Here is a 24,078-nt window from a genome sequence, read left to right as displayed (position 1 = left end):
TGACATTTGTCATGAGTACGCTGAGGCCATGACGCGCGCCGACAAGGACAAGCCGGTGGTCCTCTCCCGTATCTACACCCGCACCGGCGACGACGGCACTACCGCGCTGAGCGACATGAGCCGCGCCTCGAAGACCGATCCCCGGCTGACCGCCTATGCCGACGTGGAGGAGGCCAACGCCCACCTGGGCGTCGCGATGTCGCACGGGACGTTGCCCGCCGAGCTGGTGGAGGTCCTGGTCCGGGTCCAGAACGAGCTGTTCGACCTGGGGGCCGACCTGGCCACGCCGGTCGTCGACGACCCGGAGTTCCCGCCCCTGCGGGTGGAGCAGCCGTACATCGACCGGCTGGAAGAGCAGTGCGACCGCTTCAACGCCGGGCTCAAGCCGCTGCGCAGCTTCATCCTGCCCGGCGGGGATCCGGCCACTGCGGCGCTGCACGTGGCGCGGGTCACCGTTCGCAGGGCGGAGCGCTCGGCATGGGCGGCGCTGCAGGTCCACGACGACATGAACGTGCTGACGGCGAAATACCTCAACCGTCTGTCGGACCTGCTGTTCATCGCGTGCCGCGTCGCGCACGCGGGCAACGAGATCCTCTGGAAGCCCGGCGGAACGCGCTAGGCCACATCCAGGTACGCGCTGGGCGGGGCGGACTCCAGCCAGGCCAGGAAGCCCGTCAGCGCGTCCGCGCTCATCGCAAGCGACACGTCCCGGGTGGTCCCGCCGCAGTCCACCGCGTAGAGCCCGTCGCCGATCTCGCGACGGGCGGATACAACAAGGCCGCGCCTCGCAATCGCGTGGCGCGGCCTCAGTCGGACACCCAGGAGGGGAATCCAATGGAGCTCCCCGTCGGCATAGCGGGCCACCCCGCTGCGCCAGGGGCCGCCTCCTGCCCGGAGGCGACAGGGTACGCTCCCGCGCGAGCGGACCAGCATGACAGCGCGCAACACCCCGAGGGCGGCCAGCAGCACCAGGAAAGTCACAACCGTTGCTACCATGCCGCCCCCTGAAAACGTGTTCTGCTATACCTCTTCGCCTGCCGCGCGCAGCCGGGCCCTGGCACGCTTGGCCTCGAGTGCCGCGTCGGCGTCTTCCTGGTTGGCCTCGATCGAGGCCTGGGCCCGGTCGAGAGCGTCGCGGGCAGCCGCGACGTCGACCTCGGAACCGAGCTCGGCCACCTCGGCGAGCACGGACACCTCGTTGTCGGCCACGGAGATGAACCCACCATGAACGGCCGCCACGAGGTCCCCCTCGCCTTCCCGCTTCACGCGAAGCACGCCGCCCTCGACGAGGACGCCGAGAACAGGTGCGTGTTGCGGCATAATACCGATCTCGCCGTCCACGGTCTTGGCAATCACCATGTCGGCCTCGCCCGACCAGATCTCACGCTCGGGTGAGACAACCCCTACGCGTAGCTTCGCCACTTTGTGTAGGTCCTTTCCGATCAGGTGATGGCGCAGCCCGTCAAACTACGCCATCACCGTGGGGCGATTAGCGACGCTCGAGTTCCTTGGCCTTCGCGATGGCCTGCTCGATGCCGCCCACCATGAAGAACGCCTGCTCGGGCAGGTGGTCGTACTCACCCGCGCAGAGGCCCTTGAAGGAGGCGATGGTCTCGTCCAGCGGCACGGTCTCGCCCGGCTGGCCGGTGAAGGCCTCGGCCGCGTACATCGGGTGCGACAGGAAACGCTCGATGCGGCGCGCCCGCTGGACGGTGACCTTGTCCTCCTCGGAGAGCTCGTCGATACCGAGGATCGCGATGATGTCCTGGAGCTCGCGGTACTTCTGCAGGATCCGCTTGGTCTCCTGGGCCACCCGATAGTGCTCCTCGCCCACGATCTGCGGGTCGAGGATCCGGGAGGAGGAGTCGAGCGGGTCCACCGCAGGGTAGATGCCCTTCTCCGAGATCGGCCGCGACAGAACGGTCTGCGCGTCGAGGTGCGCGAACGCGTTGTGCGGGGCCGGGTCGGTGATGTCGTCCGCGGGCACGTAGATCGCCTGCATGGAGGTGATCGAGTGACCACGCGTCGAGGTGATGCGCTCCTGGAGCACACCCATCTCGTCGGCCAGCGTGGGCTGGTAACCCACGGCGGACGGCATACGGCCGAGCAGCGTGGAGACCTCGGAACCGGCCTGCGTGAAGCGGAAGATGTTGTCGATGAAGAGCAGCACGTCCTGCTTCTGCACGTCGCGGAAGTACTCCGCCATGGTCAGCGCCGACAGCGCGACCCGCAGACGGGTGCCCGGCGGCTCGTCCATCTGACCGAAGACGAGGGCGGTGTCCTTGAGGACGTCCGCCTCCATCATCTCGAGCCAGAGGTCGTTGCCCTCACGGGTACGCTCACCCACGCCGGCGAAGCACGAGGTGCCACCGAAGTTGCGGGCGACGCGGCGGATCATCTCCTGGATGAGGACGGTCTTGCCCACGCCGGCGCCGCCGAACAGGCCGATCTTCCCACCCTGCACGTACGGGGTGAGCAGGTCGATGACCTTGATGCCGGTGACCAGCAGCTCGGTGCGGGACTCGAGCTGGTCGAAGGCCGGGGACGGCCGGTGGATGCCCCACCGTTCCTCGATCTTGAGCGACGAGGTCGGTACGTCGAGCGTCTCGCCCAGCGCGTTCCACACGTGGCCCTTGACGACGTCGCCGACCGGCACCCGGATCGGGTAGCCGGTGTCGACCACGGCCTGGCCGCGGACCAGACCGTCGGTGGGCTGCATGGAGATGCACCGGACGAGGTTGTCACCCAAGTGCTGGGCGACCTCGAGCGTCAGGGTCCTGGTCTCGCCACCGAGGGTCACGTCGACCTTGAGCGCGTTATACATGTCGGGCATCGACTCGACGGAGAACTCCACGTCGACGACGGCGCCGGTGACACGTGCCACGCGGCCGGTGCCGGCCGCCGCGGCCTCTACAGTTTCAACAGCCTCTGCAGTCATTTCACTCTTTCCCCGCTGCGGCGTCAGCGAGCGCGTTGGCGCCACCGACGATCTCGCTGATTTCCTGGGTGATCTCAGCCTGGCGAGCCTGGTTCATCTGCTGGGTGAGCACCCGCATCAGCTCGTTGGCGTTGTCGGTCGCGGACTTCATCGCGCGCCGCCGCGCGGCCTCCTCCGAGGCCGCCGACTGGAGCAGCGCCGTGAAGATACGGGACTCCACGTATCGCGGCAGCAGCGACTCCAGCACGTCGCCCGCGGTCGGCTCGAACTCGAAGTACGGCGGGATCGCGGTGGTCTCCGTCGCCTCGGTCTCCTCGACCTCCAGCGGGAGGACCCGCTTGACCACGACGTTCTGCGTGAGCATCGAGACGAACTCGGTCGAGACGATGTGGATCTCGTCGATCCCGCCGTCTTCCTTGAACGAGTCGATCAGCGTGGTCGCAATCTCCTTGGCGTCCGCGTAGGCCGGCTTGCGCGAGAACCCGACCCAGCTGCCGCCCATCTCCCGCTGGCGGAAGGTGTGCCACGTGACACCCTTGCGCCCCGTGACGAACGGCAGCACGGTCAGCCCTCGGCTCTCCAGCAACCCCCGCAGAGCCTCGGCTTCGCGCAGCACGTTGGCGTTGAAGCCGCCGCAGAACCCGCTGTCGCTGGTGACGATGAGGACGCCCGCCTTGGCGGGGTTCTCCTTCGCCACGGTCAGCGGATGGTCGACGCTGGCCGCGTTGCTGACGACGCCGGTGACGGCGCGAGTGATCTCACGCTCGTACGGCAGCGCCGCCTGCATCCGCTGCTGCGCCCTCACGATCCGTGAAGAGGCGATGAGCTCCTGGGCGCGCGTGATCTTCGCGGTCGACTTGACCGAGTTGATCCGCCGCCGCAGCAGCCTTAGCTGGGCACCCATGTCCTACTTCTCCGCCCGACGGACGACCTTCTTGATCTTTTCCTGACCGACCTCGCCGGCCTCGAGCGGCGCCACCGGCTCGTCCTTGACCAGCAGCTCGCCCGAGGAGGTGGTGAAGCCCTTCTTGAACTCCGTGATGGCGTCCTTCAGAGCGGTCACCGCGTCGTCGGGCAGCTCCTTGGTCTCCCGGATGCCGTCGAGGATGCCCTTGTGCGAGGACTGCAAGTAGTCGAGGAACTCCGTCTCGAACCGGCGGACGTCCTCGACCGGCACCTCGTCGAGCTCGCCGGTGGTGCCGGACCACACCGACACGACCTGCTTCTCGACCGCGAACGGCGAGTACTGCGGCTGCTTGAGCAGCTCGACCAGGCGCTGGCCGCGGTCGAGCTGGGCGCGGGAAGCCGCGTCGAGGTCAGAAGCGAACGCGGCGAACGCCTCCAGGTCGCGATACTGCGACAGCGACAGCTTCAGCGTGCCCGCGACCTTGCGCATGGCCTTGACCTGCGCCGAACCGCCGACTCGGGAGACCGAGATACCGACGTTGATGGCCGGGCGCACACCGGCGTTGAACAGGTCGGTCTCGAGGAAGCACTGACCGTCGGTGATGGAGATGACGTTGGTCGGGATGAACGCCGACACGTCGTTGCCCTTGGTCTCGATGACCGGCAGGCCCGTCATCGAGCCGCCGCCCATGTCGTCCGACAGCTTGGCGCAGCGCTCCAGCAGCCTGGAGTGGAGGTAGAAGACGTCGCCGGGGAAGGCCTCGCGGCCCGGCGGGCGACGCAGCAGCAGGGACACGGCGCGGTAGGCGTCGGCCTGCTTGGTCAGGTCGTCGAAGATGATCAGAACGTGCTTGCCCTGGTACATCCAGTGCTGGCCGATGGCCGAGCCGGTGTAGGGGGCGAGGTATTTGTAGCCGGCCGGGTCGGAGGCGGGGGCGGCGACGATGGTGGTGTACTCCAGCGCGCCTGCCTCCTCGAGGCGGGCCTTGACCTGCGCGATCGTGGAGCCCTTCTGGCCGATGGCGACGTAGACGCAGCGGACCTGCTGCTCGGGGTCGCCGGAGGCCCAGGCCTCGCGCTGGTTGAGGATGGTGTCCACGGCGATCGCGGTCTTGCCGGTCCCACGGTCACCGATGATCAGCTGGCGCTGGCCGCGGCCGATCGGCGTCATGGCGTCGATCGCCTTGATGCCGGTCTGCAGCGGCTGCTTCACCGGCTGCCGCTGGACGACCGACGGGGCCTGGAGCTCGAGGGCACGCGTGCCCTCGGACTCGATGGCGCCCTTGCCGTCGAGTGGGTTGCCGAGGGGGTCGACCACACGGCCGAGGAAGTTGTCGCCGACGGGCACGGACAGGACCTCGCCCGTCCTGCGGACCGTCTGGCCCTCCTCGATGCCGCTGAACTCGCCCAGGACCACGACACCGATCTCGCGGGTGTCGAGGTTGAGTGCCAGGCCGCGCATGCCGTTCTCGAACTCGAGCAGCTCGTTCGCCATCGCCGAGGGAAGGCCGGAGACATGGGCAATGCCGTCGCCGGCGTCGACGACGGTCCCGATCTCCTCGCGCGCGGCGCCTTCCGGTTCGTACGCCTGGACGAAGCGCTCAAGCGCGTCCCGGATCTCGTCCGGCCGGATCGTAAGCTCCGCCATCTCTACTCTGTCTCCCTATTCGCCCTAGCCGGCCAACCGGCGGCGGACTTCTTCAATTCGTCCGACAATGGTGGTGTCGATGATCTCGTCGCCGATGCGGACCGAGAACCCACCGAGCACTCGCTTGTCCACCTCGACATTCAGGTGTACGTCGCGGCCGTATGAGGTGCGCAGCCACGTCGCCAGGCGACGCTTCTGCTCCTCGGTCAGCTCGACGGCGCTGCGCACCACCGCCACGAGGCGCTGGCGCTGCTGGGCCACGAGGTGACCGACCTCTTCCAGGCCTGTCTCCAGGCTACGCCCCCGCGGATGCACTACCAGCTGCGCGATCAGGCGCAGGCTGGTCGGCGCGACCTTGTCGCCGAGCAGGTCGCTCAACAGCTGCCGCTTGCCCGCCTCGGGGGCGGCCTGGTCGGTCAGCGCGAGACGCAGGTCGGGGTTGGCGGCGACGATGCGGCCGAAGCGGAAGAGCTCGTCCTCCACCTCGTCGAGCCTGGACTGGCCCTCGGCCTCCGCCGCCGCGGCGACGATGCCGAGCCGCTCGAGCACGTCGGGCAGGTCACCCGCGCGCGACCACCTGGCCGAGACCGCGGCCTCGACGGTGGCCAGCGTGGCCTGGCCGACCTTGCCGTCGAGCAGGGCGTGCACGGTGCCCGCCTTCTGCTCGGCGTGCCGGGCCGGGTCGGACAGAGCCCGGCGCAGGCCGTGCTCGCGATCGAGCAGATCCGCGACCGCGAACAGCTCGTCGGAGAGCGTCCCGAGGTCGGCACTGCCGGCGACCGCGTTGAACCGCTCCTCGACCTCGGCCAGCGACGCCCTGCTCAAACCGCGCATCAGCGCACCGCCTGCGCGCTACCGGCTTCGAGCTCGTCAAGGAACCGGTCCACGATGCGGCTCTGGCGGACCTCGTCCTCCAGAGACTCGCCGACGATGCGGCCGGCCAGCTGGGTCGACAGGCGGCCGATCTCGGTGCGGAGCTGCGCGAACGCCGCCTGGCGGTCGGCCTCGATCTGCGCGTGCGCGGCCTCGACGAGGCGGCGGGCCTCGGCCTGCGCCTCCTCGCGGAGCTCGACCTTGATCTGCGCGGCCTGCTCGCGAGCCTCCTCGCGCAGCCTGGCCGCGTCACGGCGGGCCTCCTCCAGCCGCTCGGCGTACTGCTGCTGCAGTGCCTGAGCTTCGGCCTGGGCCTCTTCCGCCCTCTTGATGCCGCCCTCGATCGCGTCGGTACGCTCAGCCAGCGTCTTCTGGATGCGCGGCACGAGGATCCTGCCGACGACGAACAGGACGACGGCGAACGCGAAGATACCGACGACGAGCTCGTACGTGTGCGGGATGAGCGGATTGGCGTGCTCCTCCGGCGCGGCGAGAAGCTTAGCTGCCATGTACGTCATGAGTGCAGCCTTTCGTCAGTAGGGCGGTCTATCAGATGCCCTGGAAGATGAACGGCGCGACCAGACCGATCAGGGCGAGGGCCTCGGTGAGGACGAAGCCGAGGAGCATGTTCTGGCGGATCAGGCCGTACGCCTCCGGCTGACGGGCGATGGCCTGCACGCCCTGACCGAAGATGATGCCGACGCCGATGCCGGGGCCGATGGCGGCGAGACCGTAACCGATGGCGGTGACGTTGCCGGAGACCTCAGCGAGAACGCTCATTGCTGTTATTCCTTTACTGGACGGCCGGCGACTCGGGTGTCACCGGTCATGGATATTCCGGTATGTGGATCTCAGTGCTCTGCGTGCAGCGAGCCGCCGATGTACATCGCGGCCAGCATCGCGAACAGGAAGGCCTGCAGGAACTGGATGAACATCTCGAAGCCCGTGAGGATGATGGTCATGACCACGCCGATGACACCGACGGGGGCGCCCAGCGGCGAGAGCTGCTCGAAGAGGAACCAGAAGCCGACCATGCTGAAGAAGGCCAGCAGCATGTGGCCGGCGAACATGTTGGCGAACAGTCGGACCGCGTGCGTGAACGGCGCGATGATCAGGTTCGACAGGAACTCGATCGGCGACAGCAGCAGGTAGATCGGCTTCGGCAGCCCGGGCGGGAACATCATGTTCTTGAAGTAGCCCCAGGCGCCCTGATGCTTCATGCCGAGGTAGACCTTGAGCACGTAGATCGAGATCGCGAGCACGGCGGGGAAGGCGATGTGCGAGGCCACGGGGAACTGCAGCACCGGAATGACGCCCATGAGGTTCCAGACGAGGACCGTGAAGAACAGCGTCAGCAGCAGGCCCATCCACCGGTCGGCGTCCTTCCCCAGGAAGGGGCGGGCGACCTGGTCGCGGACGAACATGTAGCCGTACTCGACGACGTTCTGCACGCCCCTCGGGACGACCTTCGGATTGGCAAAGGCCGCCCAGCACAGGCCGATCACGAACGCCGAGCTGAGCAGCGCCAGCAGGACCGGCTTGGTGAACCAGTCGACGCCGGGAATGATGGGTGGCAGGTTGAACAGCTCGTCAGGCGTCGGCGCCCCGAACTGGTCGGCTGGTGGAGCGAGGACCGTCAGCGCACTCACGCGGCGTTCCCTTCAACGTCGTAGTAGTTCACAAGGGTTTCCTCAGCGAAGCGATCGCTGCGTCGAGCTAGCGACCGAACTTCCGGTAGACCAGGTAGCCACCGAGCACGACCCCCAGGACGACGCCTATGGGGAAGAACGCGGACATGTCCAACCAGCGGTCCAGCAACCAGCCGATACCGCCATAGAAGGCCATCCCTGCGAGTAGATAGCTGGGGACTGACCACATGGCGTCGGCGAAGTCGCGACCGTCTTCTTCGGGTCGGCGTTCCTGTGCGCTCATCGCGGCCCCGACGATAGCAGGCGAGTAGAGGACTAGTCATATCGGACCCTGTCCGTGCACCAGCCTCATGAGTCGCCCTTTCCGGGGACTCGGGCTTCAGGGTCGACGTAAAGCATCTTGGTCTTCATGAAGGCGCGAACTTCGAAGCCGGTCCACACGAGCGTGCAGATCACGACCGACCAGGCGAACGCCAGCGTGTTCCAGACCGTGGTGTCGCGGAACGCGGACAGCACGATCATGATGACGACGACCTTGACGAGATAGCTGACCATCGCGGCGATCGCCATCACCTGGGGAGACACCCGTGCGGCATAGGACACCGCTACCACACTGATGCTGAAGAAAACCCCGACCAGCAAGGTGCCGAGGGCGGCGCCCAAAGCTCCCTTGCCGCCTGCCATCAGGAGCGACACGACCACGGCGACCACTCCGACCGCCAGGGTCGGAATCGCGGCGCTCTTGAGTACGCGCACGTCGTTGGCCTGCATTGGTGCTCCATCAGCGTGTTATCAAGCGAGCGTTTGCTACCCCCAGCGCATTGCGTCTGAAGGTCCCTGCTCGTGAAAGATATCACAAGCTCACGGAAGACCGCTTTTACCTGCCGTTTCTAGTTCGCGATCACGAACGGCTGGGAAAGGCTGGAATGACCGGATTTCCCTCGGCCGACGCGCGTTCGTGCGGCGGGCCGTCCGCCGGCGGCATCCGCCGTCTGACCTCAGGTTCCGGCGGAATCGGCGGCATGGGCCCGGTGGGCGGGCCGTCGTCGTCGGGCTGCTTGCCACGCGAGGCGGCGTGCGCGCCGCCCCTGCCCCGCCAGCGCGGCAGAGCCATCAGCACGAGCACGGCCAGGGCGAGCACGATGACCACGGGGAACATCAGCACCGGCACACCGATCGTGGACATGCCCACGATGCCGAAGGCGAACAGGAACGCCCACGCGTACATGATCAGCACGGACCTGCGGTGCGAGTGGCCGATGTCCATGAGCCGGTGGTGCAGGTGGCCGCGGTCGGGCGCGAACGGCGACAGGCCGCGCGAGGTGCGCCGCACCACGGCGGTGATCAGGTCGACCAGTGGCAGGACCAGCACCGCGGCCGGGACGAGCAGCGGCAGCAGCACGCCGAACCGGTTCATGTTCTCGATGATCGCCGGGTCGAGTGGCGTCACGGTGACGATCGAGGAGGCGAGCACGAGCCCGATCAGCATGGCCCCGGTATCGCCCATGAAGATCTTGGCTGGGTGGAAGTTGTGCGGCAGGAACCCCAGGCAGGTGCCGATGAGGATGGCGGCGATGGCGGCCGTGGTGGTGATGCGGCCGCCGCTGATGTTCTCAGCGAGGAAGATCGAATAGGCCCAGGTGGCCATGCCCGCGATGCAGACGATCCCGGCCGCCAGGCCGTCGAGCCCGTCGACGAAGTTGACCGCGTTGATGGTCACCACCACGACCATGATGGTGATCACGGTGCTGAGCGTGTAGTCGAGGCTGGTGGAGCCGCCCCAGTCCTGCGGCAACGGGATGTAGAGCAACCGAAGGTCGAAGAAGACCAGCACGCCTGCCGCCGCGATCTGCCCGCCGAGCTTGATGAAGGCGTCCATGCCCCACCAGTCGTCCAGGAACCCGGTGATCGTGATCAGCCCGCCGGCCACGATCAGCGCCGTCACCGCGTTGGCGTCGGTCTGCGTCAGCGCCTTGCCCGTGTGCGTGAGCTGGCTGGCAACCAGCAGGCCCACGACCAGGCCGCCGTACATCGCCAGACCGCCCAGCCTGGGCGTCGGCGTGGTGTGCACGTCACGCGCGCGAACCTCGGGCATGGCGCCGATGCGGATGGCGAAGCGGCGCACCAGCGGAACCAGAAGATAGGTCACCGCTGCCGAGATGAGCGCCATGAACAGGTATTCGCGCACGGACCTAGTTTCCCGGATGCTCCGGCCGACTGTGACCGGAAAACGACACAGACCAGCTTAATATTCGCTGAGATATGGCTGATGGATGGCGAGAAGCGCCGCAACTCTTTCCCTGACCTCGGCCGCGCTCCCCGGCTGGCGCACGGCTCTGGTCACCAGCGTCCCCACTTCTTTGAGCTCCTGGGGCCCCATCCCCTGCGTGGTGACACACGGTGTGCCCACCCGGATTCCCGACGTGATGGACGCCGGCTCCGGATCGAACGGGATCACGTTGCGGTTGAGCGTGATCCCGGCCGCCGCGCACCGCCGCTCCGCTTCGGCGCCCGACACTCCTACGTCACGCAGGTCGATCAGCGCCAGATGGGTGTCCGTGCCGCCGGAGACCGCCCGCATCCCCTCCCCGGCCAGCGCTTCGGCCAGGGCCCGGGCGTTCACGATCACTCTCTTGACATAGTCGGCGAACTCCGGCCGCATCGCCTCCCCGAACGCCACCGCCTTGGCCGCCACCACATGCATCAGCGGCCCGCCCTGGACGAACGGGAACACCGCCCGGTCGATCTTCTTGGCCAGTTCCTCCGTGCACAGGATGGCCCCGCCGCGAGGCCCGCGCAGCGCCTTGTGGGTGGTGAACGTCACGACGTCCGCGTACGGCACCGCCGAGGGGATCGCACCGCCCGCCATCAGCCCGATCGGGTGTGCCATGTCGGCCAGCAGCCATGCCCCCACCTCGTCGGCGATGCCGCGGAAGACCCCGAAGTCGATCAGCCTGGGGTACGACGTCGCTCCGCACACGATGAGCTTCGGCTGGTGCCGCAGCGCCAGGTCCCTGACCTCGTCGTAGTCGATGAGCTCGGTGTCGCGGCGCACGCCGTACGACACGACGTCGAACCATCGTCCCGAAAAGTTCACCTTCGAGCCGTGAGTGAGATGGCCGCCGTGCGGCAGCGCCATGGCCAGCATCGTGTCGCCGGGCTGCAGGAGCGCGGCGTAGGCGGCCAGGTTCGCGGAGGCGCCCGAGTGCGGCTGGACGTTGGCGTGCTCGGCGTTGAAGAGTTTCTTGGCGCGTTGGATCGCCAGCCGCTCGGCCCGGTCGACGACCTCGCAGCCGCCGTAGTAGCGGCGGCCGGGGTAGCCCTCGGCGTACTTGTTGGTGAGCGTGGAGCCCAGGGCAGCAAGAACGGCGGGCGAGGTGAAGTTCTCGCTCGCGATCAGCTGGATCCCGCCGCGCACGCGGTCGAGTTCGTCGAGCAGCACCTGCGCGAGTTCGGGATCCTGCTTCTGCAGCAGCCCGAAATCCGGACCGTAGTAGGGTGGCGTACCCATTTCCCCAATGTACGCCCTAATGCCCCTTTCCCCCACAAGGTGGGGTCATCAGTGATGGCGCGGGGTGACGGCCGAGGCCGGCAGCCACCGTGGAGTGTCCGCCGCCCGGTCACTGATCGCCGTCAGCACCGCATGGCGGTAGACCGCCAGCCTGGTACGCCATTCGCGGATGTCCTGGATGTAGCGCTCGCCCACCGGGGCGTCCCACGTCTGAGGGCTCCTGGCCAGGCTGTAGGCCTTGTCGAGGGCCGTTCTGAGCGCCTCCAGCTGGGGCATGACGGCGTTCCATGCCTCGACCAGTCGCTCGTACTCGGGATTGAACCGATCGGCGCCCGGCGGGGGTGCCAGGGCTGCAGCGGTCTCTTGCGGAGGGCGGGAACTGTCGGTCCAGGCCTCGGGGGCAGGAGGGTCGACGTACATCAGGAGCTCCTCTCCGGCGTGCCGGGATCGACCGCGCCCGGCGGGCCGTCCGGGCGGATGTCCTCAGGTGCCCACTCGCCCTTGCCGTACTCGCCGGGCGGGATCTGCACGGAGGGCATCTCCTGCGGCTGGATGTCGCGGTGGTTCTCGATCACCGTCCTCAGAGCTTCCAGGTCTGGTGGGGGGACGTCCACGGAGACCACGTCGCTGCCGTCGCTCGCCCACGCCTCGACCCCCGACCGGCTCTCGTCCCCGCCGCCGGTCTCGGCGACGGCCGCCACGTCGTACCCGCCCGCCTGCGTCGCGCCGTCGGCGCCGTCAGGAATGGCGCTGTAAGCGCCGCTCGGCGTGGTCCCGGCGGCATCGGGACGCGGGTCCGGTGTCGTGGTGCCGGGCTCGTCGGCCGTCCCCGTGCCCGATGCGTCGGCGGCGGCTCCCGTGGCCGCACCCGCATCGCCGGCGGGTGGCGTCGGCGGAATCCGCACGCCGGTGTTGCTGTCCGATGGGGTGTCGCCCGGCGTCGCGCCCGTACCACCGGGCGTCGACCCGGTGCCGCCCGGCGCGCCGTCGGCGTCACCCGGCCGGGTGCCTGTGTCTCTGGGTGTGGTGTCCTTCCCGTCCGGCGTAGTGCCCGCGCCATCAGGAGTCGCGCCCCTACCGTCCGGCATAGTGCCCGCGCCATCAGGCGTCGTGTTCGTGCCGCCGGGCGTAGTGCCCGCGCCGTCAGGCGTCGAGTCTGTGCCGCCCGGTGTCCGGTCCGTGCCGGAGTCGCAGGCGTCGTCGGCTCGCGAGGCCGAGGACGGATCATCGATCGGCGCGATGCCCACCGAACCGTCGCCGTCCGCCGGGTAGGCGCCCGTCGTGCCGCCGCCATCCGTGCCGGACGGCGGGGAGCCGCCTGCCCCCGATGTGGCCGCCGGGCCGGTGCCGTCCGCGGCAGATGACGTCGGTGGAAGGTTCACCTGGTCGCCGGCGGCCGTGGTGGGCGTGCCTGGGGCGATGGAGCCCGGGTCGCCGTCCGGGCGGATGTCGCGTTCGGCCCACTGGCCCTTGCCGTACTCACCCGCCGGAACCTCCACCCCCGGCATGTCCAGGGGCGGGATGTCGCGGTGGTCCTCGATCACCGTCTTCAAGGCGTCCAGGTTGGGCGGGGTGGCGTCGGCGGAGACGACGTCGCTGCCGTCGTTGGCCCAGGCGTTGACGTTGGAGGCGGCGGTGTTGTCGGCGGGCATCTTCGGCATTTCAGCCGGCTGGACCTTGTCGGTGTTCTCAAGCAGGTCTTCTATCTGCTCGGCCGTGGGTGGGTCCAGGGGTATCTGCAGGACCTTCACTCCGTCCACCACCACGACCTGCGGCTTGGTGGCGTCGGTGTCGTCGGGGTGGTCCTTGGTCGGCGTGTCCGCCGTGCCGCCCGTGTCCGCCGTGCCGCCGTCTGCCTCGGCCCCGCGGTCGCGCCGACTGTCCAGATCGTCATCCTTGGGCTGGTCGGCGGGCTGCTCCCCGGTACTACCGCCAGTCCCGGCGTCCCCGCCAGTCCCGGCGTCCCCGCTAGTCCCGGGATCCCGGCCAGTCCCGGCGCCCCCGTCGCTCCCGGAGTCCGCGTCTGCCCCGGTGTCCTTGCCCGTCCCCGTGTCCTTGCCGATCCCGGTGTCGTCGGCGTCGTCGCACGTCTTCCCGTCGGAGCCGGTCCCCCCATCCGAGCCCGTCTTGCCGTCGGTGTCGGTCTTCCCGTCCGAGCCCGTCTTGCCGTCGGTGTCGGTCTTCCCGTCCGAGCCCGTCTTGCCGTCGGCGTCGGTCTTCCCGTCCGAGCCCGTCTTGCCGTCGGCGTCGGTCTTCCCGTCCGAGCCCGTCCTGCCGTCGGCGTCGGTCTTCCCGTCCGAGCCCGTCCTGCCGTCGGCGTCGGTCTTCCCGTCCGAACCGGTCCTGGGTTCCTCGCCGGTTTTGACGTCGTCGTCCTTGGGGGTCACCTCGTCGGGCTTCTCACCGGCGCGGGGATTGTCGTACCTGTCCTGCTCCCCGCGCACTTCCTTGGGCTCGTCGTCGTCCGTGCCCCCGCCCCCGCGTCTCGGTGCGTCCCCCGTCCCCCGCGGCTCGTCGACCCGTTTCTCCAGGACCTCGAGCCGCTTGTTCACATCCCTGACCATCTCCTCGGCCGCGTCGGCGACCTGGACGGGACGGTAGGTGGTCTGGGCGGAAAGCCCGGCCTGGCTCAACGCGTGCCTGACCCGATCCTCGACCGTGCGCATCTGGGTGGCCGCGTGCTTCACCTCGGACAGCAGATCACGGATCAGCTTGGGATCCATGCCGTCGAACTTGCCCATGAACCACTCCCGGACTGTCGCCGCTCCGGGCCTCACCGTAATCTTGGCAGGAGCGCGGTCGCAGCCGGGATAAGCAGACGGTATACGTCGGCCCGCCAGGTCAACCGATCAGTCGTCAGTGGCGACGTAGCCGATGATGCCTCGCAGCTTCTCCACCGGGATCGCGCCGCGTCGCAACATCCTCGGCACGGCCGTGGTCAGGTCGAGGATGGTGGAGGGCGTGTTGTCGGTGGTCTTGCCGCCGTCGAGGTAGACCGCGATCGAGTCGCCGAGCTGCTCCTCGGCCTCCTCCGCCGTGGTGGCGGCCGGGGCGCCGGAGCGGTTGGCGCTGGAGACCGCCATGGGCCCGGTCTCCTTGAGCAACTCGAGCGCGACCGAGTCGAGCGGCATGCGCACGGCCACCGTGCCCTTGGTGTCCCCCAAGTCCCAGGAAAGGGCCCTGTTGGCCTTGCAGACGAGCGTGAGCGGCCCAGGCCAGAAGGCGTCTATCAAGTCCTGGCCGTACGGTCCCATGTCGTCTATGAGCGCTGTGGCCGCTCTCACGGTGCCGACGAGGACGGGCGGCGGCATGTCGCGGCCGCGCCCCTTCGCGTCCAGCAGCGCGGTGACCGCCGACGGTGTGAACGCGTCGGCGCCCATGCCGTAGACGGTGTCGGTCGGCAGCACCACGAGCTCGCCCCTGCGCACCGCGGCAGCGGCCTCCTGGAGGCCCTCGGCCCGCTGTTCCGGGTCTGAGCAGTCAAAGCGTCTTCCCACGATCTTTTGGCCTCGCTCCGCTCGGCGACGAGCGGCGCTCTCGAGGCCTCCTCCTTCCTCCTGCTTCGGTCGCTTCGCTCCCTCTCGTCGTCAGGAGAAGGCCGCGCCGCTCGCGAAAATCCTATTCCTGGCCGAGCCTGGCCGTGACGAAGCGATCTCTTCTCGTGAGGTCCTGGCGCAGCCGCACGTCGCGCCAGCCGTTGTCCTCGGGGAAGGTCAGGTAGACGGCCCTGCCCTGCTCGTCGGCGTGCTCGACGGCGACCCAACCGCCGGGCCGCAGCAGGCGGCGGGCCGTGCGCTCGACCGCGCGCACCTCACCGAGCCCGTCGTCGCCGGAGCCGTAGAGCGCCCGCGTGGGGTCGTAGTGGCGTACTTCAGGGTCGCGCGGGATGGCGCCGGGCGGGATGTAGGGCGGGTTGGAGATGACCAGGTCCACCTTGCCGTTGAGCTCGGGCAGCGCCTCGGCGAGGTCCTCGGGGTGCAGGTGAGTACGGCCCTGGCCGTGCTCGGAGATGTTGCGCTTGGCCCACGTGTACGCCGCGGGGTCGACCTCCACTGCGTGGACCTCGGCCAGCGCCACCTCCTGGGCGATCGAGAGCGCGATCGCGCCGGACCCGGTGCCGAGGTCGACCACGAGCGGAGCGGTCACGTCCATCTCGCGCAGCGTCTCGATCGCCCAGCCGGCCATCACCTCGGTCTCCGGCCGCGGCACGAACACGCCGGGCCCGACCGCCAGCTCCAGGTAGCGGAAGTACGCGTGCCCGGTGATGTGCTGCAGCGGCTCCCTGGCCTCGCGCCGGGCGACGCCCTCCCAGAACAACGCGTCGAAGTCGCCGTCCTTGACCGTGTGGAGCTCGCTCCTGCGCACGCCGTGGACGAATGCCGCGATCTCCTCCGCGTCGGTGCGCGGCGAGGGCACGCCTGCCTCGGCCAGCCGCGCGGTGGCGAGGGCGATCTCGTCCAGCAGAAATGTCATGAGTGTTGTGCGAGCTTCTCCGCCATCTCGGCGTCGATGAGGGCCTGGGTCACGGCGTTGAGCTCGCCGTCGAGAACCTGGTCGAGGTTGTACGCCTTGAAGCCGACGCGATGGTCGGAAATGCGGTTTTCCGGAAAGTTGTAGGTGCGGATGCGCTCGGAGCGGTCGACCGTGCGCACCTGGGACTTGCGCTCCGCCTGCGCGGCGGCATCGGCCTGCTCCTGCGCCACGGCCAGCAGCCGGGCACGCAGGATGCGCAGCGCCGACTCCTTGTTCTGCAGCTGGCTCTTCTCGTTCTGGCACGAGACGACCACGCCGGTGGGCAGGTGGGTGATGCGGACCGCGGAGTCGGTGGTGTTGACGCTCTGGCCGCCTGGGCCGCTGGAGCGGTAGACGTCGATGCGCAGGTCGTTGGGGTCGATCTGGACGTCCACATCCTCCGCCTCCGGGTAGATGAGCACGCCCGCGGCGCTGGTGTGGATGCGGCCCTGCGACTCGGTGACGGGCACCCGCTGCACACGGTGCACGCCGCCTTCGAATTTGAGCCTGGACCACACGCCTTCGTCGCCCTTGGCCTTGATGCCGACCGTGACGTCCTTGTATCCGCCCAGGTCGGACGGCTGGGAGTCGATGACCTCGGTCTTCCAGCCGAGGCGCTCGGCATAACGCAGATACATCCGCAGCAGGTCGCCGGCGAACAGCGCGGACTCCTCACCGCCCTCGCCCGCCTTGATCTCCATGATGATGTCCTTGTCATCGTTGGGATCACGCGGGATGAGCAGGTGCTTGAGCCGCTCCTCCAACTGGGGGATGCGCTCTTCGAGCTCGGCGGCCTCGGCCGCGAACGACTCGTCCTCGCCGGCCAGCTCCTTGGCGGCTACGAGGTCCTCGCGGGAGGACTCCAGCTCGCGGTAGGTGCCGATGACCGGCGTGAGCTGGGAGTAGCGCCTGCCGAGGGTGCGGGCCTTGCTCTGGTCGGCGTGCACGGCGGGGTCGGCGAGCTGCAGCTCCAGCTCGGAATACTCCTTGAGCAACTCGTCGAGGTTCACCGTGGGTCCTTCAGTCGTGGCGGGTTCTTCACCAACAACGCCGACCCGGCGCTCGCGCGAGCGTCCGGGCCGGCGTGGATGAAGCTACTTGCCCGTGGGCTTCTTGCCGAAGCGCTTCTCGAAGCGCGCCACCCGGCCGCCGGTGTCGAGGATCTTCTGCTTGCCGGTGTAGAACGGGTGGCAGGCAGAGCAGACGTCGGCGTGGATCACGCCGTTCTTGGCGGTGCTGCGAGTGGTGAACGTGTTGCCGCAGGAACAGGTCACCTGCGTCACGTTGTAGTCAGGGTGGATGTCGCGCTTCATCGCTGTCCTTTCGGGGTGCGGCCGCCGGGTCGCCTTCACGCATGGCGGGAACCGGAACCGCAAAACGGTCAGCTACCAGTGTGCCAGATCGTGCAACCATCCCAGGCCATCGGGCATTCCGCGCGATCTGCGCAGCGGGGCCGCAGATGTCATATTAGGCTCCCTGGCACCATCCCTCACTGTGGTAAGGATCCCAGGCATGACGAGAAGGGTGCGATCGCTGCTCGCGATCGCCATGGGGGCCGCCGTTCTCCTCGCGGGCACCGGTGTGAGCGCCGCCGCCGCGATGGCCGACGATTTCACGGGTGACGCCTCCGCCAGCGCGTCCATCCCGCTCCAGAACGACGTCGACGGCGTCGTGACGCTCACTCTCAAGGAACCGTCCAAGGTCAGCAGCGTCACCGGCTCCATCGAACCGCCGGGCAAGGCGGCGAAGACGGTGACGTTCGACTTCAAGACGGGCGACACCGCCGCGACGCAGAAGATCACCGGCAAGTGGCCGATCACCAAGGACGACCCGGTCGGCGACTGGAAGCTGAGCGTCGTCGTCGCCCGCGACACCGGCACCAACACCACGCCGTTCGTGGTCAAGGTCTCCGGCAAGCAGGGGATCACCGGGGCGAAGGTCAGCCCGGACCCCGTCCAGCTCGTCAAGGGCAAGGACGTCCAGGTCTCGGTCGAGGCGTCGGTCAAGGACGCCTCCACGGTGTCGGCCAAGCTCGTCAGCGACGCGGGCGGCGAGTTCTACGACCTGGGCGACCTCGCCAAGGAATCCGACGGCCGCTACCGCGGGAGCACGTACTTCGCCGACGACAGCACCCCCGGCGACTGGACCCTCGAGGTGTACGCGCACAAGGGCGGCGAGACGCTCAAGGGCGTGGCGGCGTTCACGGTGGTGGCGCCCGAGGGCGGCGCGTCCAACAAGGCCAAGTCGCGGGTCACGATCGCCGCGCCGAACAAGGTGACCAAGGGCAAGACGTTCAAGGTGTACGGCAAGGTCTACCGCGGCACGAAGGCGTACAAGGGCAAGACCGTGGAGGTGTACTTCAAGGCCAAGGGCACCAAGACGTACAAGCTCCTGGGCTTCGCCAAGGCCTCCTCGACCGGCAAGTACGCCAAGACGTACAAGGCGAAGAAGGACGGCTACTTCCGGGTCAGGGTGCCCGGCACGAAGACGACGCGCAGCTCGCTGTCGCCGCAGGAGTTCGTGGACGTCAGGTAGCCAGCGGCCGAGGACTGACGCCGAGGTAGGTCAGCACGGCCAGCACACGCCGATGGTCCTCGGGCGCCGGCCCGAGGGCCAGCTTGGTGAAGATGCCGGAAATGTGCTTCTCGACCGCGCCTTCGGTGACGACGAGGCGGGCGGCGATGGCGGTGTTCGAGCGGCCCTCGGCCATCAGGGCGAGGACCTCGCGCTCGCGGGGGGAGAGCGTGTCGAGCGGGGCGCCGCGGCGCTGGCGGCTGAGCAGCTGCACGACCACCTCAGGGTCGATGAGGGTGCCGCCCGCTGCCACCTGCCGCACCGCCTCCAGGAACTCGGCCACGTCGGCCACCCGCTCCTTCAGCAGGTAGCCGACGGCCTTGCCGATGAGGTCGCCCGCGTAACGTTCCTCGACGTACTGCGACAGGACCAGGATGGGGAAGTCCGGCCGGGCCTCGCGGACCCGCAGCGCCGCCCGCAGGCCCTCGTCGGTGTGCGTGGGCGGCATGCGTACGTCGACGATCGCCAGGTCGGGGTCGTGCTCCAGCACCGCCGCCTCCAGCGCGGGCCCGTCCGAGACGCTCGCGACGGTCTCGATGCCGCCGTCGGCGAGCAGCCGTGCCAGCCCTTCCCGCAGCAGTACGGAATCCTCGGCGATGACCACGCGCATGGCCACATGACTACCACTCGCAGGGCAGCTCCGCGCGCACGATCGTGGGGCCGCCGATGGGGCTGTGCACGACGAGCACGCCATCGATGGTGGCCGCCCGATCGGCCAGCCCTGACAGTCCGCCGTCAGGGATGACGACGGCGCCGCCGACCCCGTTGTCCCACACGTCGACGATCACGCCGCGACGGTCCCTGAACACCGACACCGACGCCTCCGTCGCCGCCGCGTGCTTGGCCATGTTGGCCAGTGACTCCGCGACGGTGAAGTACGCAATGCTCTCCACCGCGGCCGGCGGCCGCTCCTCCAGCTCGACCGACACGTCCACGCGGATGGGCGCCCGCGCGGCCAGCCCGGACAGGGCCGCGTCCAGCCCGCGGTCGCTCAGGATGGCCGGATGGATGCCCCTGGCCAGGTTGCGCAGCTCCGCGATGGCGGCCTTGGTGCCCGCGTGCGCCTGGGTGATGAGCATCCTGGCCTCCTCGGGCTCGGCGTCGAACTTGGCCTGTGCCCGCCCCAGGTCCACCGCGACGGACAGCAGCCGCTGCTGCGCACCGTCGTGCAGGTCCCGCTCGATCCTGCGCCGCTCCGTCTCGGCCGCGTCGATGCCGCGGGCGCGGCTGGCCCGCAGCCGCTCTTCCTCACTGCCGCCGAGCAGCACCACGGCGAGCGTCCCGTGCAGCCAGGCCATCCCCCGCACGAGGTACGCGGTCAGCACGAGCAGTACGACGCCGAAGAACGCGGCCACCCAGGCGGCCGTCCATTCCTCCAAGAAGTACTCGCCCGCCCCCAGCGTCTCGTCGACCGCCAGAATGAGGGGTGCGAGCAACAACCCGCCCGTGGCTATCCACAACGCGGCCGACGCCACCGCCTCCACCAGCCCGAGCGGCAGCAGCATCAGCAGATAGCCCAGGTCCTTCCAAGTGGCCGGATCCGTCACCAGCCAGTGGATGTGCGCGCCCAGGCCGCGCTCGGGACGGCTCCGGTACGGGTCGGGGATCCTGACCCCGAACGCCGCCCCGAGCATCCTGCGCTCCAGCATCGCCCCGCCGCGCCACATCAGCATGGTCGCCATCGCCAGGGGCACGCCGACCCAGACGACCGTGAGCGTGAGCGAGGTCGGCACCGCGAACGACAACACGATGAACCAGCCGAACCCGAACGCCACGCTGACCAGCAAGTACGGCGCCGCACGCCACGTCATCGGATCGACCAGGACACCCAGCGGTCCCTTCGGCCCCAACGGCACGCGGTCTTTCAACGCCACTGATCGCATGCCCCAAGCGTGCCCTGCGGAGCGGCGCGAGTGAATGCGGCTGCCGTCCGGCCCGGGGTAGGGCTAGCCCTACTCCCGCAACTCCCGCCCGCCCCACTCGGACGGCAGGAAGGGCCGACCGTACCGCGAAAAGACGGAAAGGGGCGGCCGGGGAAGAACCCCTGCCGCCCCTTCCCTACAGGAGCCGCTAGTCGCGGTCGTTGCCCACCGTGGTCTTCTGGACCTGGAGGAGGAACTCCGCGTTGGACTTGGTGTCCTTCATCCTCTCCAGGAGCAGCTCAAGAGCCTGCTGCATGTCCAGCGCGTGCAGCACGCGCCGCAGCTTCCAGACGATCTGGAGCTCGTCCCTGGCCATGAGGATCTCTTCCTTACGGGTGCCGGACGCGTCAACGTCCACCGCCGGGAAGATCCGCTTGTCCGCCAGGGACCGGTTGAGCTTGAGCTCCATGTTGCCGGTGCCCTTGAACTCCTCGAAGATGACCTCGTCCATCTTGGACCCGGTCTCGACCAGGGCCGTGGCGAGGATCGTCAGCGAGCCGCCGTTTTCGATGTTGCGGGCGGCGCCGAAGAAGCGCTTGGGCGGGTAGAGCGCCGTGGAGTCGACACCACCCGACAGGATACGGCCGGACGCCGGGGCCGCCAGGTTGTAGGCGCGGCCGAGGCGGGTGATCGAGTCGAGCAGGACGACCACGTCGTGGCCCAGCTCCACCAGGCGCTTGGCCCGCTCGATGGCGAGCTCGGCGACCGTGGTGTGGTCTTCGGCGGGACGGTCGAAGGTCGAGTGGATGACCTCGCCCTTGACCGACCGCTGCATGTCGGTGACCTCTTCAGGCCGCTCGTCCACGAGCACGACCATCAGGTGGCACTCGGGGTTGTTGCGGGTGATCGCGTTGGCGATGGCCTGCAGCACCATCGTCTTACCGGCCTTGGGCGGGGAGACGATGAGACCGCGCTGGCCCTTGCCGATCGGCGACACGAGGTCGATGATCCGCGTGGTCAGGATGTTGGGCTCAGTCTCCAGGCGCAGGCGGTCCTGCGGGTAGAGCGGCGTCAGCTTGTTGAAGTCCGGCCGGTTGCGGGCCTGCTCCGGGTCCATGCCGTTGACGGTGTCGAGGCGGACCAGGGCGTTGAACTTCTCGCGCCGCTCGCCATCACGGGGCTGCTTGACGGCGCCGGTGATGACGTCACCCTTGCGGAGGCCGTTGCGGCGGATCTGGGCGAGCGAGACGTAAACGTCGTTGCTGCCCGGCAGGTAGCCGCTGGTCCTGACGAACGCGTAGTTGTCGAGGATGTCGAGGATGCCGGCGATCGGGATGAGCACGTCGTCGTCGCCGATGACGGGCTCGCTGCCCTCGAAGCGGTCACGGCCGCGGCCGCGGTTGCGCTCCCTGAAACGGCCCCTGCGGCCGCGCCCGCCGCGATCGTCCTCGTCGCCGCCGCCGCGCTGGTCACGCTGGTCCCCGCGCTGGTCACGCTGGTCCCCGCGCTGGTCACGCTGGTCCCCGCGCTGGTCACGCTGGTCACTGCGTTGCTGGTCGCGCTGGTCAGTGCGTTGCTGGTCGCCCCGGTTACCCGCGTCGGCGGCGCGCTGGTCGCCGCGGCCGACGGTCTCCGCACGACCGCCCTCTACGCGGTCGCCGCCGGAGCGCTCGCCGCGCTCGCGGCGCTCGCCGCGGGTGCGGCGCTCCCTGCGGCTCTCGCCACGCTCGCCGCGGCCCTCGCCCTGCGCGGCCTCGACGGCCTGAGGCTGCTGCTCCACGACCGGCTCTGGCGGGGTGACGACGGGCTCGGGCGCCGCGGCAACGGGCTCCGGTGCGGCCGCAACGGGCTGCGGGGCAGGCTGCGGCGCGGGCTCTTCGGCGGTCTTGGCGCGGGAACGTTCCCTGCGCGTCCGGGTGGGCCGCTCGGCGGCCGGGGCCGCCTCCGGCGTGGCGGCGGGCGCCTCAGCGGCGGCCGCGGGAGCCGGCGTGCCTTCTCCGGCGCCGCCACCCTGCTTCTCCTGGATGGCCGCGATGAGCTGGCTCTTCCGCATGCGCCCGGTCCCGCTGATGCCCAGCTCCGCCGCTATTTTCTGCAGCTCGGGCAGCACCTTGGCGGACAGGCCGGTGCCGGAGCGACGCGCACGCGGCTTGGCCGGAGCGCGGGTGGGGGTGTCGCCGGACGCCGGCTCTGCGCCTGATGCGTCGGAGAGGAGTTCGGTGGTGTCGCTCAACTAAAAGGTCCTTCCCAGGGGTCGGGCGCCGGTTTTGTTCTACCGGGCGTCCCGGAGGTGCTTGCGATCCGGCGGGACAGACCGGGTCGGGGTGCACTTTGCGATCTTCGGCTGTCGCTGGAGACGGCCGCCACTCTTGGGGAGGGGCTGGTCCACGCCGCCAATGGGCCGTGGCGCGCGACTGACACCCCCCAGATTGCTGTCGCCAACCAGATGTCGATGTGAATCGAACGCGCAGTCCCCGTCGTCGCCGCCTCGTTCAAAGCCAACCGGGTGTGGGCCAACCGGAGGCGATTGATTCCGGGGAGACAGCCGCGCCGCCCACGCCTCGCGACGTGAAGCATGATGCAGCGATGTGTGGCTGACAAGCACGCACCCACCAAGGGGGCATCTGGTGCGGCTACCAGCCTAACATCACCAGCGCACACGACTATTCCCTGAAGGTCTAAAGAGGCATCAGCGTGTCTCGGGGAACTGAACGTTCGCACCAACCGGGTCGACGTCCATTAGCTGGATGTGCCAGTCATTACCCACTTCTGGCGCGATCAAATCCTGCGTATCCGATGTCGAAAACGCAAGAACCGTGGGACCCGCTCCCGAAACGACGGCGGGCACGCCCACTGCACGGAGACGTTCTATCAGATCCGAGCTCGCCGGCATTGCAGGCGCGCGGTAATGCTGATGGAGTCGATCTTCTGTGGCGGCGAGCAGGAGCCCTCGCTCCGGCCGCTGGGTCAGCGCGGCGATCAGCAACGCGGCCCGGCCGGCGTTGAAGGAGGCGTCCTTGTGGGGCACGTCCTTCGGCAACAGCCCCCGCGCGGTCTCCGTGGCCAGCCGCGCCGACGGAATCAGGGCGACAGGGCGGACCCGTTCGTCGGGAGCCAGTTTCACCATACGTGGTGACCCGGTGTGGTCGGACCATGCCACGGTCAGCCCGCCGGCCAGGCACGGCGCCACGTTGTCCGGGTGGCCCTCGATCTCGGTGGCCAGCGCGAACACCTCGTCGTCGGGGAACTCGGCCCCCGACAGCGCGCGGGCGGCGAGGATGCCGGCGCAGACGGCCGCGGAGGACGAGCCCAGTCCGCGGGCGTGCGGGATCCTGTTGCGGCAGCGCAGGCGGATGCCGTCCGGCTGCGGGACCCCCATGCGGCCGAACGTCTCGCGCATCGTCTTGACGATCAGGTGCCCCTCGCCGAGATCGACCTCCCCCGCACCCTCGCCTTCCACGGTGATGCGCACGCCGGGCTCGTCGGTGAGTGCCGCCTCGATCTCGTCGTACAGGCTCAGCGCCAGGCCGAGCGCGTCGAATCCCGGGCCCAGGTTCGCCGAGGTCGCGGGCACGCGGATGTCAACGGTCCTCATTCACGCATCT

General features: G+C 69.0%; 25 protein-coding genes. 2 read left to right on the top strand and 23 right to left on the bottom strand.

The genetic code is table 11. The annotated features are described in order from the left end of the window. The first annotated feature begins 28 nt into the window (after positions 1-28). On the top strand, positions 29-619 hold the full coding sequence (locus ACTWPT_RS01060) for a cob(I)yrinic acid a,c-diamide adenosyltransferase (RefSeq protein WP_443175293.1): 591 nt from the start codon (positions 29-31) through the stop codon (positions 617-619). Here the strand turns inward: ACTWPT_RS01060 and ACTWPT_RS01055 are convergent. The 19 genes from ACTWPT_RS01055 to rpmE all read right to left on the bottom strand — a co-directional run bounded on the left by ACTWPT_RS01055 (position 616) and on the right by rpmE (position 17,350). Next, positions 616-996, bottom strand: a complete 381-nt coding sequence (locus tag ACTWPT_RS01055; protein ID WP_443175292.1) for a DUF2550 family protein — start codon at positions 994-996, stop codon at positions 616-618. The two genes, ACTWPT_RS01060 and ACTWPT_RS01055, sit on opposite strands and share 4 nt — an antisense overlap. 24 nt (positions 997-1,020) lie before the next feature. Continuing rightward, a complete protein-coding gene (locus ACTWPT_RS01050; RefSeq protein ID WP_443175291.1) occupies positions 1,021-1,422 on the bottom strand; it encodes a F0F1 ATP synthase subunit epsilon in 402 nt (133 codons plus the stop codon). A 67-nt stretch (positions 1,423-1,489) separates the two neighbouring features. Beyond that, complete coding sequence (gene atpD, locus ACTWPT_RS01045) at positions 1,490-2,938, bottom strand: F0F1 ATP synthase subunit beta (protein WP_443175290.1); 1,449 nt, start codon at positions 2,936-2,938, stop codon at positions 1,490-1,492. A gap of 1 nt (position 2,939) precedes the next feature. Continuing rightward, entirely contained in the window at positions 2,940-3,842 is a 903-nt protein-coding gene (locus tag ACTWPT_RS01040) for a F0F1 ATP synthase subunit gamma (RefSeq protein ID WP_305918378.1), read from the bottom strand. Positions 3,843-3,845: 3 nt separating this feature from the next. Next, the gene (atpA, locus tag ACTWPT_RS01035; protein ID WP_443175289.1) at positions 3,846-5,492 is read right to left on the bottom strand and encodes a F0F1 ATP synthase subunit alpha; all 1,647 of its coding nucleotides are present in this window, start codon (positions 5,490-5,492) and stop codon (positions 3,846-3,848) included. Positions 5,493-5,516: 24 nt separating this feature from the next. After that, positions 5,517-6,326, bottom strand: a complete 810-nt coding sequence (locus tag ACTWPT_RS01030; protein ID WP_443175288.1) for a F0F1 ATP synthase subunit delta — start codon at positions 6,324-6,326, stop codon at positions 5,517-5,519. Beyond that, positions 6,326-6,883: a F0F1 ATP synthase subunit B gene (locus tag ACTWPT_RS01025; RefSeq protein ID WP_443175287.1), complete on the bottom strand. Its 558-nt coding sequence runs from the start codon at positions 6,881-6,883 to the stop codon at positions 6,326-6,328. The genes ACTWPT_RS01030 and ACTWPT_RS01025 overlap by 1 nt, the downstream gene beginning before the upstream one ends. 31 nt (positions 6,884-6,914) lie before the next feature. Further along, positions 6,915-7,145, bottom strand: a complete 231-nt coding sequence (gene atpE / locus ACTWPT_RS01020; protein WP_138666586.1) for an ATP synthase F0 subunit C — start codon at positions 7,143-7,145, stop codon at positions 6,915-6,917. A gap of 71 nt (positions 7,146-7,216) precedes the next feature. After that, positions 7,217-8,014, bottom strand: a complete 798-nt coding sequence (atpB, locus tag ACTWPT_RS01015; protein ID WP_443175286.1) for a F0F1 ATP synthase subunit A — start codon at positions 8,012-8,014, stop codon at positions 7,217-7,219. 67 nt (positions 8,015-8,081) lie between these two features. After that, positions 8,082-8,297 carry an AtpZ/AtpI family protein gene (locus ACTWPT_RS01010; RefSeq protein WP_443175285.1) on the bottom strand — a complete coding sequence of 72 codons (216 nt, stop codon included), beginning with the start codon at positions 8,295-8,297 and terminating at the stop codon, positions 8,082-8,084. A gap of 65 nt (positions 8,298-8,362) precedes the next feature. Further along, positions 8,363-8,785, bottom strand: coding sequence for a hypothetical protein (locus ACTWPT_RS01005; RefSeq protein ID WP_443175284.1), 423 nt, complete (start codon positions 8,783-8,785; stop codon positions 8,363-8,365). 130 nt (positions 8,786-8,915) lie between these two features. Beyond that, positions 8,916-10,202 (bottom strand): glycosyltransferase family 4 protein, encoded by a 1,287-nt coding sequence (locus tag ACTWPT_RS01000; protein WP_443175283.1) that lies wholly within the window; start codon positions 10,200-10,202, stop codon positions 8,916-8,918. 57 nt (positions 10,203-10,259) lie between these two features. Then, complete coding sequence (gene glyA / locus ACTWPT_RS00995; protein WP_443175282.1) at positions 10,260-11,525, bottom strand: serine hydroxymethyltransferase; 1,266 nt, start codon at positions 11,523-11,525, stop codon at positions 10,260-10,262. Between the two features lie 48 nt (positions 11,526-11,573). Further along, positions 11,574-11,945, bottom strand: coding sequence for a hypothetical protein (locus ACTWPT_RS00990; protein ID WP_443175281.1), 372 nt, complete (start codon positions 11,943-11,945; stop codon positions 11,574-11,576). Then, positions 11,945-14,266, bottom strand: a complete 2,322-nt coding sequence (locus tag ACTWPT_RS00985; protein ID WP_443175280.1) for a hypothetical protein — start codon at positions 14,264-14,266, stop codon at positions 11,945-11,947. Before ACTWPT_RS00985 ends, ACTWPT_RS00990 begins: the two co-directional genes overlap by 1 nt. A 108-nt stretch (positions 14,267-14,374) precedes the next feature. Beyond that, a complete protein-coding gene (locus ACTWPT_RS00980) occupies positions 14,375-15,022 on the bottom strand; it encodes an L-threonylcarbamoyladenylate synthase (RefSeq protein WP_443175279.1) in 648 nt (215 codons plus the stop codon). 121 nt (positions 15,023-15,143) lie between these two features. After that, positions 15,144-15,998 (bottom strand): peptide chain release factor N(5)-glutamine methyltransferase, encoded by an 855-nt coding sequence (gene prmC, locus ACTWPT_RS00975; RefSeq protein ID WP_443175278.1) that lies wholly within the window; start codon positions 15,996-15,998, stop codon positions 15,144-15,146. After that, on the bottom strand, positions 15,995-17,047 hold the full coding sequence (prfA, locus tag ACTWPT_RS00970; protein ID WP_443175277.1) for a peptide chain release factor 1: 1,053 nt from the start codon (positions 17,045-17,047) through the stop codon (positions 15,995-15,997). Before prfA ends, prmC begins: the two co-directional genes overlap by 4 nt. An 84-nt stretch (positions 17,048-17,131) precedes the next feature. Then, complete coding sequence (gene rpmE / locus ACTWPT_RS00965) at positions 17,132-17,350, bottom strand: 50S ribosomal protein L31 (RefSeq protein ID WP_443175276.1); 219 nt, start codon at positions 17,348-17,350, stop codon at positions 17,132-17,134. 199 nt (positions 17,351-17,549) lie between these two features. Here rpmE and ACTWPT_RS00960 point away from each other — a divergent pair, with 199 nt between their 5' ends. Continuing rightward, positions 17,550-18,572: a hypothetical protein gene (locus ACTWPT_RS00960; RefSeq protein WP_443175275.1), complete on the top strand. Its 1,023-nt coding sequence runs from the start codon at positions 17,550-17,552 to the stop codon at positions 18,570-18,572. Here ACTWPT_RS00960 and ACTWPT_RS00955 read toward each other — a convergent pair. The 4 genes from ACTWPT_RS00955 to thrB all read right to left on the bottom strand — a co-directional run bounded on the left by ACTWPT_RS00955 (position 18,565) and on the right by thrB (position 24,068). Continuing rightward, entirely contained in the window at positions 18,565-19,221 is a 657-nt protein-coding gene (locus tag ACTWPT_RS00955) for a response regulator (protein ID WP_443175274.1), read from the bottom strand. The genes ACTWPT_RS00960 and ACTWPT_RS00955 overlap by 8 nt on opposite strands. Before the next feature lie 10 nt (positions 19,222-19,231). Continuing rightward, the gene (locus ACTWPT_RS00950; RefSeq protein WP_443175273.1) at positions 19,232-20,494 is read right to left on the bottom strand and encodes a sensor histidine kinase; all 1,263 of its coding nucleotides are present in this window, start codon (positions 20,492-20,494) and stop codon (positions 19,232-19,234) included. Between the two features lie 187 nt (positions 20,495-20,681). Further along, the gene (gene rho, locus ACTWPT_RS00945) at positions 20,682-22,706 is read right to left on the bottom strand and encodes a transcription termination factor Rho (RefSeq protein WP_443175272.1); all 2,025 of its coding nucleotides are present in this window, start codon (positions 22,704-22,706) and stop codon (positions 20,682-20,684) included. Between the two features lie 456 nt (positions 22,707-23,162). Beyond that, positions 23,163-24,068 carry a homoserine kinase gene (gene thrB, locus ACTWPT_RS00940; protein ID WP_443175271.1) on the bottom strand — a complete coding sequence of 302 codons (906 nt, stop codon included), beginning with the start codon at positions 24,066-24,068 and terminating at the stop codon, positions 23,163-23,165. Positions 24,069-24,078: the final 10 nt, after the last annotated feature.

Origin of the sequence: Nonomuraea sp. 3N208 (genome assembly GCF_052245935.1) — a bacterium.
GTDB lineage: Bacteria > Actinomycetota > Actinomycetes > Streptosporangiales > Streptosporangiaceae > Nonomuraea.
This window is presented reverse-complemented; position numbering and strand designations above follow the sequence as displayed.

Excerpts from the sequence above, each read along its gene's own strand:
- ACTWPT_RS01025 (WP_443175287.1), bottom strand. The coding sequence starts at position 6,883 with ATGACGTACATGGCAGCTAAGCTTCTCGCCGCGCCGGAGGAGCACGCC.
- rpmE (WP_443175276.1), bottom strand. The coding sequence starts at position 17,350 with ATGAAGCGCGACATCCACCCTGACTACAACGTGACGCAGGTGACCTGT.
- ACTWPT_RS01055 (WP_443175292.1), bottom strand. The coding sequence starts at position 996 with ATGGTAGCAACGGTTGTGACTTTCCTGGTGCTGCTGGCCGCCCTCGGG.
- atpD (WP_443175290.1), bottom strand. The coding sequence starts at position 2,938 with ATGACTGCAGAGGCTGTTGAAACTGTAGAGGCCGCGGCGGCCGGCACC.
- ACTWPT_RS00985 (WP_443175280.1), bottom strand. The coding sequence starts at position 14,266 with ATGGGCAAGTTCGACGGCATGGATCCCAAGCTGATCCGTGATCTGCTG.
- ACTWPT_RS01060 (WP_443175293.1), top strand. The coding sequence starts at position 29 with ATGACGCGCGCCGACAAGGACAAGCCGGTGGTCCTCTCCCGTATCTAC.
- atpE (WP_138666586.1), bottom strand. The coding sequence starts at position 7,145 with ATGAGCGTTCTCGCTGAGGTCTCCGGCAACGTCACCGCCATCGGTTAC.
- ACTWPT_RS00960 (WP_443175275.1), top strand. The coding sequence starts at position 17,550 with ATGACGAGAAGGGTGCGATCGCTGCTCGCGATCGCCATGGGGGCCGCC.
- ACTWPT_RS00990 (WP_443175281.1), bottom strand. The coding sequence starts at position 11,945 with ATGTACGTCGACCCTCCTGCCCCCGAGGCCTGGACCGACAGTTCCCGC.
- glyA (WP_443175282.1), bottom strand. The coding sequence starts at position 11,525 with ATGGGTACGCCACCCTACTACGGTCCGGATTTCGGGCTGCTGCAGAAG.
- ACTWPT_RS00955 (WP_443175274.1), bottom strand. The coding sequence starts at position 19,221 with ATGCGCGTGGTCATCGCCGAGGATTCCGTACTGCTGCGGGAAGGGCTG.
- prmC (WP_443175278.1), bottom strand. The coding sequence starts at position 15,998 with ATGACATTTCTGCTGGACGAGATCGCCCTCGCCACCGCGCGGCTGGCC.
- ACTWPT_RS00950 (WP_443175273.1), bottom strand. The coding sequence starts at position 20,494 with ATGCGATCAGTGGCGTTGAAAGACCGCGTGCCGTTGGGGCCGAAGGGA.
- thrB (WP_443175271.1), bottom strand. The coding sequence starts at position 24,068 with ATGAGGACCGTTGACATCCGCGTGCCCGCGACCTCGGCGAACCTGGGC.
- ACTWPT_RS01010 (WP_443175285.1), bottom strand. The coding sequence starts at position 8,297 with ATGAGCGCACAGGAACGCCGACCCGAAGAAGACGGTCGCGACTTCGCC.
- ACTWPT_RS01040 (WP_305918378.1), bottom strand. The coding sequence starts at position 3,842 with ATGGGTGCCCAGCTAAGGCTGCTGCGGCGGCGGATCAACTCGGTCAAG.
- atpA (WP_443175289.1), bottom strand. The coding sequence starts at position 5,492 with ATGGCGGAGCTTACGATCCGGCCGGACGAGATCCGGGACGCGCTTGAG.
- ACTWPT_RS01005 (WP_443175284.1), bottom strand. The coding sequence starts at position 8,785 with ATGCAGGCCAACGACGTGCGCGTACTCAAGAGCGCCGCGATTCCGACC.
- ACTWPT_RS01030 (WP_443175288.1), bottom strand. The coding sequence starts at position 6,326 with ATGCGCGGTTTGAGCAGGGCGTCGCTGGCCGAGGTCGAGGAGCGGTTC.